The organism is Nocardiopsis sp. iso_186, assembly GCF_056173365.1.
Window position 1 is genome coordinate 1,316,719 of record NZ_CM149670.1, and the last position, 15,835, is coordinate 1,332,553.

The following is a 15,835-nucleotide window of genomic DNA, read 5'->3' on the forward strand; positions in this document are numbered from 1 at the left end:
GCCTAGGGGAATCGGGTGCTGTGACCACGAACACCGATGAGAAGGGCGGAGCCGACATGACCCGGCCGCCTGCTGTGCCGGAACCGACAGGGACGGGTGGTTCGACACCGCTCGCCTTCGAACAGGCCGAATCGAGTACGGTCGGCACGTCACGAAGCCGGACCGCGCCCGAACCAGGTTCGTCGGGCGGGCGGCACGGTTCCTCCCGCTCCGCAGGAGCCCACCGTGGCCCCGCCGCCGGCGCCGCGCAGCTCGAACAGAACTTGGAAGCGCTGCGCGCCAGGATCCGCGGTATCGAGTTCACCGACGGCCTCCCCGGGGCTCAGGAGGGGCGTACCGCTCGCGCCGACGTGCTCGACCAGCTCAGCGATTACGTACTCCCTCGTGTGCGAAAGACCGACACCCCGCTGCTCATCGCAGTTGCGGGTTCGACCGGTGCGGGCAAGTCAACGCTGGTCAACAGCCTGGTGGGCGAACAGGTGACCACCACCGGGGTGCGCCGTCCCACGACCAACAGTCCCGTCCTGGCCTGCAACCCCGCCGACGTCAACTTCTTCAGCGAGGCGGCCTTCCTCCCCTCCCTGCCCCGTGTGCGCCAACAGGGCCTTGCGATGCCCGGCAAGGACGGCATGCTGGTCCTCGCCGCCAGTGAGTGCATGCCCGAGGGCGTCGCCCTGTTGGACACCCCCGACGTCAACTCGGCCGTCGCAGCCCACCACGAGTTCGCCGCCAAGTTCCTCGACGCCGCCGACCTCTGGGTGTTCGTCACCACCAGCCGCCGTTACGCCGACGCCCGTGTGTGGGAGTTCCTCCAGGTGGCCCGCGACCGCGACACCTCGCTCGCCGTGGTCCTGTCCCGCGTTCCGCGTCGGGGGCGAAAACAGCTCGTGGACCACTTCGGCGCAATGCTCGAAGCCAACGGGCTGGCCAGGGCCACTCGCTTCACCATTCCCGAGACCGACCAGATCGCGGGCGGTCGCTTCACCGCCAACACCGCCGACCAGATCCGCGACTACCTCGTCAACGTGGCCGCCGATCCGGTCGAACGCGAGCGTGTCTCGCGCCGCACACTCCTGGGAGTACTGGAGAGTTTTCGTACCAGGATCCCCGAACTCGCCAAACAGGTCGAGGTCCAGGCACAGGTGGGGCGCACCCTCGCCTCGTCGGCGGGGACGGCGTTCGCGGCGGCCCTGGCAGAGGTCGAGCGCGGTACGTCCGACGGTTCGCTGTTGCGCGGCAACGTACTGGCCCGTTGGCAGGACATCGCCGCCAGCGGGGAACTGGTCCGCTCGTTGCGGCTGCGTACCAAGCGCAAGGCCCGGGTCGATCCGGACGAGCCGTCGCGGGTGCACGCCCTTGAGCAAGCGATCCGGGACGCTGTCGAAGCACTCGTCGTCTCCAGCGCGGAGCGCGCGATCGAGGAGACGATGGAGCGGTGGTCCGCGGTGCCCGGCAGCCAGGACATCGCCCAGCAGCACCGGCTGGCCGAGTTGCCCGAGGACTTCGCTCGAAGGGCCCGCGCAGCCATCGCCGAATGGCAGCGCAGGGTCATGGAGCTGATCGCCTCCGACGGCGTTGCCAAACGTTCGGTGGCGCGCTTCGTCACCTACGACGAGGAAGCGTTCGCGCTCGTCCTCATCGTCGGTCTGCTGGGTTTCGGGATCTTTGAGAGCGAGCGGGGCTCCGCATCGTCCAAGGCCGCGCCGCATCGGCTGCTCAAGGGTCTTTTCGGAGCCGAGTCGCTTCGCAATATCGGCACCCGGGCGCGCGACGATCTGCGCGCCCGCACCAGCGCTGTCTTCGAAGAGGAGAAGCACCGATTCGCCGAGGCACTGTCCGCGGTGAACCTGCCGGACGAGTCCGACGCCGTCCAGCTCTACCAGGCCACGTACAACCTTGAGATTGCGTGATGACGACTCATCGGAATTCCGCGCACCCCGAGCAGGATCCTGATCTGCTGCGATCCGCTGCACCCGACGCGGACCCTGCTGATGCCGACCGTGTCGAGGCACCGTCGGGCCGTCCCGAAGCGGGCGGCGACGCAGCACGGCCCGACTGGGGCCATGGCTGGGCGCGCCCGTCCGGCTCCTGGCCGGCCGCTGAGGAGTCCGAGGAGGACTCCTACCCCGATCTGCGCCGTGCGGTCAACGACCACTCGGGCCCTCAGGAGCCTCAGCCCGAGCGGCCTGCCGCTTTCAGCTACAAGGTGCCCATCGCGCCGGCCGAGCCGGAGCCGGGGCCGGCCGCGGCGGTCGCCGAACTGGCCGACGAGATGGCGGCCGAAGCAGAGCGATCCGCGGAGCGTCCCCAGCAGGGCCGGCACACCTCGAAGGCCCAAGAAGCCGTGCCTGCCGACAGCGGAGGCTCCGACGACCCCGATGATCCCGATGATCCCGACCAGCTCGCCGAATGGGTGGGCAGCCTGGCCGGCGCGGTCGGTGAGCAGGACCAGATCGCCGGACGGCGTACCGGTCCCATTTCCGCGCTTCCCCGAGACGCGGTGGACACCGCAGCTGCTCCCCAACCGCAGGAAAGCGCTCCGTTCACCTCCGGTCGGACCGTCCCCGAGCCCCCGGAGAACCCGCGCGGTGGCTGGGTGCAGGACGTCGAGGAGGACGAGGGGCCGTCATGGGAGACGTCGCCTTCGGCCGAGGACGACGACCACGATGACGGCGGCGAGTATCGTCCCTCAAGCGGTGACGACTGGCAGCCCATGCCGGCCACCACCCGCGCCGAGCTGATCAATCGCCTCGATGCGCTGGCCACGCTCGTCGAGATCGGCCGTGACCATTTCGCCCCCAAGCTCATCGACCGGGCGCGGGGCCTGCTCACGCATGCCGGAGCCCGCCTCCGGCTCTCGGCCGATCATACGGTGATCGCCCTGGCCGGTGGGACCGGAAGCGGTAAGTCCTCGCTGTTCAACGCCTTGAGCGGACTGGAGCTGTCCAGAGTCGGCATCACCCGCCCCACGACCTCGTCGGCGCACGCCTGCGTGTGGGGACTCGAAGGAGCGGACGGGTTGCTCGACTGGCTCGGCGTTCCGCCGCGCCATCGGCACTCCCGCGCCAGCGAACTGGACAAGGGCGATTCCGAGCTCACCGGTCTGATCCTGCTCGACCTGCCCGACCACGACTCCGTGCGCGCCGCGCACACCGCCGAGGCCGACCACCTGATCGGTGCGGCCGATCTGCTGGTGTGGGTGCTCGACCCGCAGAAGTACGCCGACGCAGCCGTACATCACCGCTATCTCGCCGAGATGGCCGGGCACGGCGCGGTGATGGTGGCCGTGCTCAACCAGGTGGACCGGGTCGAACCGGAAGAGGCCGAAGAGCTGCTCACCGATCTGCGCCGCCTGCTGGAGACCGAGTCCGGTGTCCATCCCCGGGTCCTCACCTCCTCCACGATCACGGGGGAGGGCCTGCGCGACCTCCGGGCGCTGCTCACCGAGACGGTCGCGGAGCGCAGGGCCGCCATCGACCGGCTCGTGGCCGACCTCGAACAGGTCATCGTCGATTTCGAGGAGTACGGCGTCGCCGACGCCGAAGCGGGGTTGTCCCAGCCCGTGCGTCGTGAGCTGCTGGACCGCCTGGCCGGGGCCAGCGGTGTCGCGGCTATCGCAGACGCCACCGAGACCTCCTACGAGCGCAAGGGCGCCAGGCGAGTGGGGTGGCCCCTGGTCCGCTGGGCCAAGCGGCTGCGCCGCGATCCTCTGCGCGCGGTTCAGCTGGACTTCCTCAACGAGGACGACTCGGGTGAGGCCGTGGGTCCGGTCGGCGCGCAACGGGTCGAACTCGACACCGCGATCGTGGCGGCCTCCGACGCCTCTGCCGCCGGGCTGCCCGGACCGTGGCCCAAGCGGGTGCGCGCGGCCGGGCGTTCGCACCTGGAGACGCTGCCCGACGAGTTGGGGACGGCTGTGGCCGCGGCGGTGCCCGACGACACGGACACCCCGTTGTGGTGGGGAGTGGTCCGTGTGCTCCAGTACTTCCTCGTGGGAGTCGCCGGTTTCGGGATCGTGTGGCTGGTGACCCTCGCCGTCAGCTGGTTCCTGGGCGGGGTCACCGGTCTCGCGGTGCTGGACGACGCGATCTTCATGGCCTTCGCCGCGGTGCTCGCGGCATCGGGCCTGCTGCTCGGCTGGCTGACCGGGATCGGGTGCCGCAGCCTCGTCTCCGTCGAGGCCGGCCGTCGGCGCGAGCGGGTCGAGGAGCAGGGGACCGAGCGGGTGTTCGCCATCATCACCGAACGTGTCGTCACCCCCATGGAGCGCGAGCTCGCCGACTACGTTCGCTACGGCCAGGCTCTGGGCACGGCGCGAGCCAAGGAGTACGAATCCGTGGAGTGAGCCCGGCCGCACGCGGTCGGACGCGTGCACGAGCTTGGGCGACGCCTGCGTCACCAGGATGATGGCGCAGGTGAAAGCGGTACAAGGCTGAGTCGAGAGGCGCCGACCGGGGGAACCCGGTCGGCGCCTTCGTATTGACACCGTGGCCATCCAATGGATCTGTTTTCGCATCGGTGTGCACTGTTAGCGATTAGGGTATTACTGAATGTGATCTCCGATCGTGTCCCGACCACCGCCCTCGTGTGCGCGAAACGGTGAAAAGCAGCGATGGAAACGGTGAAGTGGCCGTGTCGGATCGGCTGGCGGTAAGGAGACCAGAATGACGGCAGCGCGGTTCACCGTCACTGATCGTGACGGAACGGCGGTTTTTCGTCCCCGCGCGTGGCCCCTCTTCGCGCAGCCCAGTGCAGTGGTGGCCTTTGTCGTGACCGTCGTCGTCGTCAACGTCGTCCTCTTTCTGGCGGGCGTTCTCACCACCACCCTGCGCATGGAGGAGATGCTCACCGGTGCGGCGTTGATCGCTTCAGGAGCGGTCTGCGTCGAGGCGATGCGTCAACTGGGAATGCCCCAAGGGCTGGTGCGCGACCTGCTCGGCGCGTGGTGGATTCCCACGCTCCTGCTGCTCCCGCCCGTGTATTCCATGATCATTCCGGTGCCGCTCTACTTGATGCTGCAATACCGCATCAAGCGCACGGTGGTCTTTCGGCGGGTGTTCAGCGCCGCCGCCGTCGCGCTCGCCGGGTTCGCCGCCTCCTCGGTCTTCCATGCCTCCGTTGCCGGGCGGATCGTCCTGCTCGACGGAATCTCCGGCGCGGCCGCGCGCAGTGTGCTCCTCACCGGCGACGCGGTGTTGGCCGCGGTGCTGTGCGCGGCGTTGTTCACGGTCCTGAACACGCTCCTGGTGGCGGGTGCGATCCGGCTGAGCAGCCGGGGCGGGCCGCGTCGCAAGATGATCTGGGACTTCGAGTCGCTCATGCTCGACGGGGTCGAGGTCTGCGTCGGCCTGGTCGTCACCATCCTGTGCGGACTCTCCCTGTTCCTGTTGTTCATCGTCTTGCCCCCGGTCCTGCTCCTGCAGCGCAGCCTCCTCTTCCAGCAGTTGCAGACCGCCGCGCGCACCGACCCCAAGACCGGGTTGCTCAACGCCGCCACCTGGGAACAGGAGGCCGAGGCGGAACTCGCACGGTCGATCGCCTCCGGGCGCCCCATGGCTGTGCTGATCGTGGACATCGACCACTTCAAACGGGTCAACGACACGCACGGGCACCTCTTCGGCGACCAGGTGTTGGTGGGGGTCGCCACCACCCTCACCCACCAACTGCGTCAGTACGATGTCGTGGGCCGATTCGGCGGTGAGGAGTTCGTGATCCTGCTGCCCGGTGCGGACATGGCCGAGGCATGCCGTATCGCCGAGCGCCTGCGCACAAGGGTGGGGAGGATGGCGCTGCCGGTCGGCGAGATCGCCGTTGCCGTCACCGTCTCCATCGGTGTGGCGCTGCTGCGGGTGCACGGCAGGGACCTGCTGGAACTCATGACCGCAGCCGACCTCGCGCTCTACCGCGCAAAGGACTCCGGACGCAACCGCATCTGTCTGCCGGTCGCCCCGATCGCCGGGGTCCCCGCTCAGGCACGCCAGAGCGAGGTCGCCGAGGAGCAGCACAGCGGCGAACCGGGATAGCGCCGGTCGATCCAGGGTTGTCCACAGATCGCCCATCCACCCCGTCCCGGTGCTGCGTGCCCGCCGCATCGTGGAGGCATGGCTGTTCACGAAACCCCGCCGTCACCGTCTCCACTACGACTGCGCACCCCCGTCGATCTTCTCGCCGCCGTGCCCTATCTGATCGGGTTCCAGCCCGAGCACGGGCTCGTCGTCCTCGGCATCACCGAGCCGAACGAATCCGTGGCCTTCATCGCCGGGGACGCCCTGCCCCCAGACCCCGCAGCCGGGTCCACCGATCCCGCCGACCGGCTGGCCGCCCTGTTCGTCCAGGAGAACTGCCGTTACGCGCTCATCGTCGGCTACGGCCCCCCCGAGCACGTCACACCGTGCGCGGCTGCTTTGCGAGGGCGGTTGGCGGCCCTGGACGTCCTGGTGCTGGACGCGCTACGCCTTCACCAGGGCCGGTACTGGTCCTACACCTGCACTTCCGCCGCGTGTTGTCCACCAGAGGGGCGGCCCTACGCCCCCGAGGACTCACCGGTCCCGTCCGCCGCGCTTGCCGCCGGTTTCCGGGCCGGACGCACCCGGGCCGAGAGCGCGCGGCTGCTGGAACCCGTCACGGGTGAGTCACGCCGGTCCATGAGCGAGGCCATCCGCTCCGCGGAGGCACGCGGCGCCCGGTACCGCAGCATCTCCGACACCGCTTTCCCCACCGAGGGCAGCCGTGCCGTCCGGCGCGCGATCGCGGCGCTGCTCGCGGGACAGGGCCCGCCGCGATCCCACGACGAGACCGGCTGGTTGGGAGTCGCGCTGACCGACCTACGGGTCAGGGACGAGGCATGGGCCGCGATCGACGCTCCGTGTGCGGCCCGGCACGTCCGCCTGTGGTCGCATGTGCTGCGCCGGGTCAACGCCGGTTACGCCGCTGCCCCGGCATCACTGGTGGCTTTCGCTGCCTGGCAGGACGGCGACCCGATCCTGGCCCATCTCGCGCTCGACGTCGCCCTGGCGGCACACCCCGGTTATCCCATGGCCACGCTGGTCCGCCAAGCGTTGTGGGCCAATGTCTCCCCCGCATGCTGGAGGCCGCTCCGATCCCGTGGGCCGGTCGGGTCGGCTGACGGCCGCGGAGTGTCCGGGGCACCGGAGCGGACGCTCTAGGCTGGTGGACATGCCGGAGTACATCTACACCATGCAGAGCGTGCGCAAAGCGCACGGCGACAAGGTTGTCCTCGACGACGTCTCGGGATCGTTCCTCCCCGGAGCGAAGATCGGCGTCGTGGGACCCAACGGCGCTGGTAAGTCCACGCTCCTGAAACTGATGGCCGGTATCGAGCAGCCGTCCAACGGCGAGGCCCGGTTGATGCCCGGTTTCACCAGCGGACTGCTCGCCCAGGAACCCCAGCTCAACCCGGACAAGACGGTTCTCGAGAACGTCCAGGAGGGCGTCGCCGAGACCAAGGGCATGCTCGACCGGTTCAACGAGATCGCCGAACTCATGGCGACCGACTACTCCGACGCGTTGCTGGAGGAGATGGGCAAGCTCCAGGACAAACTCGACCACCGCAACGCCTGGGATCTCGACAGCCAGCTCGCCCAGGCCATGGACGCCCTGCGCTGTCCGCCCGCCGACGCCGACGTCTCGGTCCTCTCCGGTGGCGAGAAGCGCCGCGTAGCACTGTGCAAGCTCCTGCTGGAGCAGCCCGACCTGCTGTTGCTGGACGAGCCCACCAACCACCTGGACGCGGAGAGCGTGCAGTGGCTGGAGCAGCACCTGGAGAACTACCCCGGCACGATCATCGCGATCACACACGACCGGTACTTCCTCGACAACGTCGCCACCTGGATCCTTGAGATCGACCGCGGCCGGCTCTACCCCTACGAGGGCAACTACACGACCTACCTCGACACCAAGGCCACCCGACTGAAGGTCGAGGGAGCCAAGGACGTCAAGAAGCAGAAGCGTCTGCAGGACGAGTTGGAGTGGGTCCGCTCCAACGCCAAGGCCCGCCAGACCAAGAGCAAGGCGCGGCTGCAACGCTACGAGGAGATGGCGGCCGAGGCCGACAAGACCCGCAAGCTCGACTTCGAGGAGATCCAGATCCCGCCGGGCCCGCGTCTGGGCACGACGGTGGTCGAGGTCAAGAAGCTCACCAAGGGCTTCGACGAGCGCATTCTCATCGAGGACCTCAGCTTCTCGCTTCCGCCCAACGGCATCGTGGGCGTCATCGGCCCCAACGGTGTGGGTAAGACCACCCTGTTCAAGATGATCGTCGGTGAGGAGCAGCCGGACACCGGTTCGATCCGGGTCGGCGACACCGTCAAGATCTCCTACGTCAACCAGTACCGCGGGCGCATCGCCGACGACAAGAACGTCTGGGAGGTCATCTCCGACGGCGAGAGCTTCATCCGGGTCGGAAACGTCGAGATCCCCAGTCGCGCCTACGTCGCCGCGTTCGGCTTCAAGGGCTCGGACCAGCAGAAGTCGGCCGGTGTCCTCTCCGGTGGTGAGCGCAACCGGGTCAACCTGGCGCTGACCCTCAAGCAGGGGGGAAACCTGCTCCTGCTGGACGAGCCCACGAACGACCTGGACGTCAACACCCTCGGTTCGCTGGAGAACGCCCTCCTGGAGTTCCCGGGCTGCGCCGTGATCACCAGCCACGACCGCTGGTTCCTGGACCGCGTCGCCACCCACATCCTTGCGTGGGAGGGCGACTCCGACTGGTACTGGTTCGAGGGCAACTTCGAGTCCTACGAGAAGAACAAGATCGAGCGCTTGGGCCCCGAGGCAGCCCGCCCGCACGCGGTCACCCACCGCAAGCTCACCCGCGGCTGACCGCACGATCCGTTTGCGGCGCGGGTCGGGCGTCACTGGACGCCCGGCCCGCGCCGCGTCGTATTCCCTCGGCGCAAGCCCGCTCGCGGTACTGCCGTCCAGCACGTAGTCTGGTTGCGATCATGACTTCCCCGCGCGATGACCAAGTGACCTTCTTTGAGGCGGCCGGCGGCGAGGAGACGTTCACCCGTCTCGTGCGCCGCTTCTACCAGGGTGTAGCCGCCGATCCCGTGTTGCGTCCGATGTACCCCGAAGAGGATCTCGGCCCAGCCGAAGAGCGGTTCCGGCTGTTCCTCATCCAGTACTGGGGCGGCCCCCGCACCTACAACGAGCAGCGGGGCCATCCGCGATTGCGGATGCGCCACTTCCCGTTTCGCATCGGCGCACTGGAACGCGACCACTGGTTGGCCCACATGCGCGCGGCCGTCAACGAGATCGCCCTGCCGCCCGCGCTGGAGCAGCCGCTGTGGGAGTACATGGTGCACGCCGCGCACAGCATGGTGAACGTACCCGAAGAGACCGGTGCCCCCACGGTCACCCAGGTCGCAGACCCCACTTCGATCACTGTTCGCAATGACGCCCGCGGTCGTGACGACGGTGACGAGGGCGAGACGGTCCGGATCTCCCTCAAGTAGTCCGCAGCGCGGCCCGACCGGCAGCCGGGACCACGGCGATCGCCGCGATGCTGAACAGTGCCGCCGCAGCGAAGGCCGCCGGGAATCCCTGCCAGCCGATGATCGCCCCCATCAGGATCGGGGTCAGTGCGGAGCTCACCGCCTGTAGTGAGTTCTGTGCTGCCATCGCCCGACCAGCCCACGCCATTCCCGCGGTCTCGGCCACCGCGGTGAAGGTCAGTCCGTTGTGGCTCATCGTCAGGACCGTGCTCAGCACCAGCAGCGCCACCGCGGTGGCAGGCAGCAGCAGTGAGGTGCCCGCCAGCAGGAGCAGGGAGACAGCCCCGCCCGCGGCGATCACACGTACCGGAGCCATGCGGCTGCCCACCCGATCCGACCACACGCCCGTGCCCAGACGGGCGAGGGCCGCAGGGACCTGGACGAGTGCGATCAGCACCCCCGCGCCGGGAGCGGACCACCCGTGGTCCTCGACGAGGTAGACCAGGGTGTAGGTCATCACGGTCACCTGGGCGACGCCCAGCAGCATGCTCACGCCGTGCACCCGCCAGATGGTGGCGTGTCGATAGGGAGAAAAGGGGCGGGTCTCTCGTGGTGGGGCAGCTGCCCTCGCGTCGGCCCTTCGGGGTGGTACCGCAAAGATCAGTATCAGCGGTAGTACCAGTATCGAGAGCACCGCGGGCAGCAGCATCGCGGCAGCGAACCCGTACAGTTGCGCCACCAGCGGCATCGCCGCGGCAGCCATCCCCATTCCCAAGGGCTGGGCGGTCTGGCGGATGCCCATCGCCAGGCCGCGCTCGCGCGCCGAGAACCAGCCCAGCACCAGACGTCCGCCCGCCGCGTTCACCGGACCGCCCGCGGCGCCCACCAGAACCAGCACCGTACCCGCGGCCAGAGGGGTGTGTGCGACGCCGAGCAGGACGAGGAACAAGGCCGTCAGGGTGAGACTCGCGGCCATCGTGACGCGTTCGCCGTAGCGGTCGATGATGACGCCCCACCCGAGCAGGGTCAGCAGCAGACCAAGGCTGGGCAGCCCGGCAAGGGTCCCCGCCTGGGCGATACTCAACCCGTACTCCTGGCGCAGTGCCGGCAGGACGAGCGGAACCCCGAACAGTGACGTCAGACTCGCGATCTGGGCGGCCATGGTCAGCGACAGGATCAACCAGCGTTTCCCCACCGGAACAAGGTAGTCAACAGCGTTTACCGATTGGGTGCGGGGTCGGGGCAAGGGACGGCATCCGAGGGCCCAACCCTCAGGAAAACGAGATGACGTGGGGCTTTGTCCTTGCTAGTTTCGGACACCATGGATTCCGCCGCAGATGACGCCATCCGCGCGTCCTTCGTCAACTGCTCGAAAGGCGAGGCACGCCGCCTCAACCTGCCCACGGCCTTTCCCGAGACGCCCTGGCCCGACCTGGACTTCCTGGGGTGGCGCGATCCGGGTGCGCCTGATCGCGGCTACCTCGTGGTCGAACGTGACGGACGGCTGACGGGGTTCACGCTCCGGGTACCGCCGAGAGTGAACCGCAGCCTCACCAACACGGCCCTCTGCTCGATCTGTCTGACCGGCCACTCCGGATCGGGGGTCTCCCTGCTCACCGCGCCCAAGGTCGGCGCCGCGGGACGCCAGGGCAACACGGTCGGGGTCTACATGTGCGACGACCTCGCCTGCTCCCTCTACGTTCGAGGCAAAAAGAAATCCGCGCGGGTCAAGAAGTACGAGGAGTCCCTCACCGAGGGGGAGCGGATCATCCGGCTCCGCACCAACCTGGACCTCTTCCTGGACCGGGTCATGGATCTGCCCGCCCCCTCCACGGCCGCACGCTGACAACCGGGGGTGCGTCGGCGCTGGATCAGCGCTCCGGCGGAGCGAGCGGTGGCCCGGGGCGGCCCCGCCTGACCGGCATCATGGGAGCCGAAACCGAGCCGTCCACGAAGTCCAGTGCCAGGGACGCGCACAGCTCCGGCCGTTCGAACACGAGCGTGTGGGAGGTCCCGGGCACCACGGCCAACTCGGATCGGGGGATCGCCCGGTACATCGCCACGGCGTGTTCCAGAGCGACGATGTCGTCGTCGGCGACCATCACCTGCACCGCCACGGCAACGTGTGCCAGGTCGTCAACCGTGAGGGTGGGCCCCTCGACGGCCATCCGCATGACTTTGGCGGCCACCACCGGAAGGTGCTCCACACCGTCCGGGGACACCTCCCCGTAGGCGTTCACGATCAGGTCGGGCAGTCCGGCGGGTTCTCCCGACGTGTCGTCGAGTATTCCCGGCACGGTCCCCTCGTGGTGGAAGACCCCGCTGATGGCGACCGCACGACGCACCAAGTCGGGACGCAGCAACGCGACCTGCAACGCAACGGTCGCCCCGTCGCTGTAACCGACGAGATGGGCCGGGCCGTTCACCACGCTCTCCAGGAAAGCGATCGTGTCGTGCGCCATCAGCGCGTAACTCATCGGTCCCTCGACATCTGGAGTGCGGCCGTGGCCGCGCCGATCCGGGCGAAACACCCGGTATCGCGTGGCGAACTCCCCGACCACGCCGTCGAAGTCGCGAGAATCGCCCAGCCCGCCGTGCAGCATCACCAGAGGTTCACCCGCACCGTGTTCCGCGTACCAGGTGTGCACGTCCCCCAGTCGCACCTGCGCCGCCATACCGCCCCTTTCCTCGACCGACTGTCGTCCGGACCCCATCCAACCCCTCGGATGTGACGGTTTCCTGTCGGCAGAAGCAGGGCCTAGCGTTGCGCACCGCGCTGGCGGGCCGCTTCGTAGAGGATGACGGTGGCGGCGTTCGCCGCGTTGAGCGAACTCGCCGAGCCGGTCATGGGAATACGGACCATGGTGTCGCACGCCTCACGCCATGCAGCGCTGAGCCCGGAGGTCTCGTTGCCGATCAGCAGCAGACTCGGACCGGTGAGGTCGTGATCGGAGATGTCGGCGTCGCCGTCCTCGTCCGTACCGACCAGGGACAGCGCGACCCCCCGGGCCCGGATCTCCTCGACCCAGGCGAGTACCTCTTTGGCGGACGGCGCGCGTACCACCGGCGTGGCGAACAGCGATCCTGTGCTGGCCCGCACCGCCTTGGGGTCGTAAGGGTCGGCGGCATGTCCGCTCACGATGACCCCGGACCCGCCGAAGGCATCCACCGAGCGCATGATCGTGCCGATGTTGCCCGGACTGGTCGGGCGGTCGAACACCGCGCCCAGGAAGTCCGGCCCCACCGTGATCCGGGACAGTTCGTCGGAGGGCATGGCGACCACGGCCAGCAGCTCCGGAGTCTGATCGGCGCCGTCCTTCTCCCCGAGCTCGCGCAGCAGCTCGGGCGACATCGCCACGTGCTGGGCACCCGAGACCTCGTACAGGATGTCCTCGGCCCACCGTGACAGCGACCGGTCCATGTCGTAGAGGACGGCGCGCACCGGCCACCGGTACTCCACCGCCAACGAGATCGGCCGCACCCCCTGCACCAGGAACTCGCCCGCGCGCTGGCGCTTGGTCCGGTTGGACAAGAGCGCCTGCCACTGCTGGAAGGCGGCGTTGCGCGCCGTCACCCGCAGATCCCTGCCCACGGTTCACCATCACTCTCGACCCGCTGCCCCGGCCCGTTCACCGGACCCTTTCGCGCCAGCATCCCATCTCCGGCGCGGTGCCCGGGTCATTCGGTCGGGGACCCCAGCAGGTGGGCGCGCTCCTCCTCGCCCAACCGGCGAATCGCCTGGGTCTCCAGGTCGAAGCCGACCAGCACCGAACGGGCCCGCAGATAGACGTGGTCGTCGTCGAGGATCTCGTACTCCAGGGTGAAACTGGCGTTCTTGACCTCGGTCACCCAGGTCTCCACCCGCACCGGTTCGCGGCGCAGTTGCAGGGGACGCACGTAGTCGACCTCGTGCCGGGCCACCACCAGGCTGCCGAAGGGCGGACCGCCGTCCACGTCCCAGCGCAGGAAGGAGACGCGGGCGTCCTCCAGGTAGGTGAGCATCCGCACGTTGTTGACGTGGTTGAGCGGGTCGAGATCGGCGAAGCGGATGTGCGCGAGGTGCACGTGTCGCCTGCTCCGTGCCGTTTTAGCCTCGGGCCCGCTCCCGTTCCTGCCCGCTGTTGCCGTTGCCACCTGCATCCGCTCCTATCCGTCCTCGGTCGGCGTCAACCCGATTGTGCCAACCGCGCACCTCGCAGCCGTGGCCGGGTGCGGTGGGCCGCGCGTCGTCCACGCTACGCGCGGCCCATGAGCGGTCAGACCGTCGGCTCGGCACTCCCGGCAATCACCAGACCGGTGTGATGGGCCAGGAAGGACAGCTGGTCGGCACTCAGCCGGACACTGCGGCTGACCGACCTGGAGCTGTGCCCGACCTCCGCCTCCCGGCGCAGCAGCACCGGAGCACGGTCCCTGGGTGCGCTCGTGGCGTGCTGTAGTGCCGCGCACATCTTGCGAGCGTGCAACGGGTCCACGCGGGTGTCGTTGTCGAACACGGTGAACAGGGTCGCCGGGTAGGCAGTGCCTTCGAGAACGTTGTGGTAAGGGGAGTAGGCGAGCAGCCAGGCGAGGGCGGCGGGGTCCTCGGCGCTTCCGTACTCCACGTTCCACAGTTGGCCCAGTCCGAACCGCTCGTAACGCACCATGTCCAGCAGCGGGGCAGAGCAGACCGCGGCCGTGTAGAGGTCGGGGCGCTGGGTGACGGCGGCACCGACCAGCAGCCCGCCGTTGCTGCCACCCATCACCGCGAGCCGGTCGGCAGTGGTGACGCCGGTGGCGATCAGATGCTCGGCCGCGGCATGGCAGTCGTCGAAGACGTTCTGCTTGTTGGCCAGCATGCCGCCCCGGTGCCACTCCTCGCCCTCTTCGAGACCGCCGCGCAGGTTGGCGATGGCATACACGCCGCCCGCCCGTACCCAGGACAGCACCGATGCGGAGTAGCCGGGGGTCAGCGAGATCGAGAAGCCGCCGTAGCCGTACAGCACGGTCGGCAGCGGACCCTCGGCACCGGGCGGTGACATCACCAGCATCCGTACCTGCGTGCCGTCGGCAGAGGTGTAGGTGACCTGCTCGGTGCGGACCTCGGGGAGGTCGAGGCCGGTCCGGGGGCCCCGCCAGGCCACGACCTGGTCGGTGCGCAGGTCATAGCGGTACACCTGGGAGGGGGTGGTGTTGTCGGTGTACCCGAACCACGCCTCGCTCCCGCCCTCCGGGCGTGTGACGAGGCCGCCCACCGATCCCAGGCCGGGCAGTGCGATCGCGCCCAGCCTGCTGCCGGAGACAAGGTCGTGCCGGCTCACCTCGCTGATCGCGTGGCGCTGCCAGCTGACCAGCAACGCCGATTCCTCTTGGTCGGGGCCGTTGACGACGGCGTAGTCGCTGAGCACCGCGTCGGGGTCGGTCGCCACGAGGGTGCGCCAGTCCTGATATCCGGGGGCGGTCGGATCGGCCACGCACAGCCGTCCCCGCGGTGCGTCGCGATCGGTGAACAGGTACAGCCGGCCGTCGTGTCCGACGCGCGGAGAGACCTCGGCGTCCACTCCCTCCTGGATGGTCTGCCATCGGGGGGACGCCACCGGAGCCGCGGTCAGGTCGGCGATCCAGGCGTCGTTGCGCGGGGCGGTGCCGGGGGAGGCGGTCAACACCAGCCAGCGTCCGTCCCAGCTCACCGACAGCCCGTAGTACTCGGTTTTGTCCCGGCCCTCTCCGAAGACGAGTACGTCCTCGGAGACGGGGGTGCCCACCCGGTGCAGGTAGACCCGTCGGTGGTACTGCTCCTCGCCTTCCGGAACCGAACCGGGGGCGAGCCTGCGAACGTAGTAGAAGGCGTCCTCGCCGGCCAGCCAGGCGATGGGGGAGTAGGAGCAGCGGTCGATCGGACCGTTGACGACCGTGCCGCTGGCGACGTCCATCACCCGCAGCATCGACTGTTCGTTGCCACCCTCGGAGAGTTGGTAGGCCAGTAGCCGCCCGTCGCGATCGGGACGCCAGGAGTCCAGCGTGGTGGTCCCGTCGGGCGCGAGTTCCGTGGGGTCGATCAACACACGCTCGGTTCCCCCGGCGTCAACGTGGTACAGCACTCCGTGCTCCTGTTCGGCGCTGCGCCGGGTGAACAGGTGCTGTTCGCCACGCCAGACCGGGGTGCCGACGTAGCCCGCGCGCAGCAGTGACTGGACCTGGTCGCCGAACCACCGCGTCGCGGGCCAACCGCGTGCGGTTTCGGCGAAAAGGGCGTCTTGTGCCCGCGCCCATTCCTTCGTGGCGGTCGAGTCGGCGTCCTCCAGCCAACGGTAGGGATCACGGACGTGATGGCCGTGCGATTCCTCGATGAGGTTCTCTCGGATCGCGTCGGGATAACGGGCTTCAGACATGAGGTGAACTCT

Annotated in this window: 12 protein-coding genes; 7 read left to right on the forward strand and 5 right to left on the reverse strand. The window is 68.8% G+C overall.

Annotated features, from left to right (window positions below):
• Positions 1-56 precede the first annotated feature (56 nt).
• The 6 genes from AC0VYP_RS05955 to AC0VYP_RS05980 all read left to right on the forward strand — a co-directional run bounded on the left by AC0VYP_RS05955 (position 57) and on the right by AC0VYP_RS05980 (position 9,476).
• Positions 57-1,910, forward strand: a complete 1,854-nt coding sequence (locus AC0VYP_RS05955; protein ID WP_475474172.1) for a GTPase — start codon at positions 57-59, stop codon at positions 1,908-1,910.
• Positions 1,910-4,345, forward strand: coding sequence for a GTPase (locus AC0VYP_RS05960; protein WP_475472919.1), 2,436 nt, complete (start codon positions 1,910-1,912; stop codon positions 4,343-4,345). Before AC0VYP_RS05955 ends, AC0VYP_RS05960 begins: the two co-directional genes overlap by 1 nt.
• A gap of 319 nt (positions 4,346-4,664) precedes the next feature.
• On the forward strand, positions 4,665-6,023 hold the full coding sequence (locus AC0VYP_RS05965; RefSeq protein ID WP_475472920.1) for a GGDEF domain-containing protein: 1,359 nt from the start codon (positions 4,665-4,667) through the stop codon (positions 6,021-6,023).
• 78 nt (positions 6,024-6,101) lie between these two features.
• Positions 6,102-7,166, forward strand: a complete 1,065-nt coding sequence (locus AC0VYP_RS05970; protein WP_475472922.1) for a DUF4192 domain-containing protein — start codon at positions 6,102-6,104, stop codon at positions 7,164-7,166.
• 10 nt (positions 7,167-7,176) lie between these two features.
• Positions 7,177-8,841 (forward strand): energy-dependent translational throttle protein EttA, encoded by a 1,665-nt coding sequence (gene ettA, locus AC0VYP_RS05975; RefSeq protein WP_475472923.1) that lies wholly within the window; start codon positions 7,177-7,179, stop codon positions 8,839-8,841.
• Between the two features lie 122 nt (positions 8,842-8,963).
• A complete protein-coding gene (locus AC0VYP_RS05980) occupies positions 8,964-9,476 on the forward strand; it encodes a globin (RefSeq protein WP_475472924.1) in 513 nt (170 codons plus the stop codon).
• Here AC0VYP_RS05980 and AC0VYP_RS05985 read toward each other — a convergent pair.
• The gene (locus AC0VYP_RS05985; RefSeq protein ID WP_475472926.1) at positions 9,469-10,635 is read right to left on the reverse strand and encodes an MFS transporter; all 1,167 of its coding nucleotides are present in this window, start codon (positions 10,633-10,635) and stop codon (positions 9,469-9,471) included. The genes AC0VYP_RS05980 and AC0VYP_RS05985 overlap by 8 nt on opposite strands.
• Before the next feature lie 141 nt (positions 10,636-10,776).
• Between AC0VYP_RS05985 and AC0VYP_RS05990 the strand changes: the two genes are divergently transcribed.
• Positions 10,777-11,301: an FBP domain-containing protein gene (locus AC0VYP_RS05990; RefSeq protein WP_285759229.1), complete on the forward strand. Its 525-nt coding sequence runs from the start codon at positions 10,777-10,779 to the stop codon at positions 11,299-11,301.
• A 25-nt stretch (positions 11,302-11,326) separates the two neighbouring features.
• Here the strand turns inward: AC0VYP_RS05990 and AC0VYP_RS05995 are convergent, their stop codons facing one another.
• The 4 genes from AC0VYP_RS05995 to AC0VYP_RS06010 all read right to left on the reverse strand — a co-directional run bounded on the left by AC0VYP_RS05995 (position 11,327) and on the right by AC0VYP_RS06010 (position 15,823).
• Entirely contained in the window at positions 11,327-12,130 is an 804-nt protein-coding gene (locus tag AC0VYP_RS05995) for an alpha/beta fold hydrolase (RefSeq protein ID WP_285759230.1), read from the reverse strand.
• An 83-nt stretch (positions 12,131-12,213) separates the two neighbouring features.
• Entirely contained in the window at positions 12,214-13,029 is an 816-nt protein-coding gene (locus AC0VYP_RS06000) for a TrmH family RNA methyltransferase (RefSeq protein WP_475472927.1), read from the reverse strand.
• Between the two features lie 104 nt (positions 13,030-13,133).
• Positions 13,134-13,595: an acyl-CoA thioesterase gene (locus AC0VYP_RS06005; protein ID WP_285759234.1), complete on the reverse strand. Its 462-nt coding sequence runs from the start codon at positions 13,593-13,595 to the stop codon at positions 13,134-13,136.
• A gap of 116 nt (positions 13,596-13,711) precedes the next feature.
• Positions 13,712-15,823, reverse strand: coding sequence for a prolyl oligopeptidase family serine peptidase (locus AC0VYP_RS06010; RefSeq protein ID WP_475472929.1), 2,112 nt, complete (start codon positions 15,821-15,823; stop codon positions 13,712-13,714).
• Between the last annotated feature and the right edge of the window lie 12 nt (positions 15,824-15,835).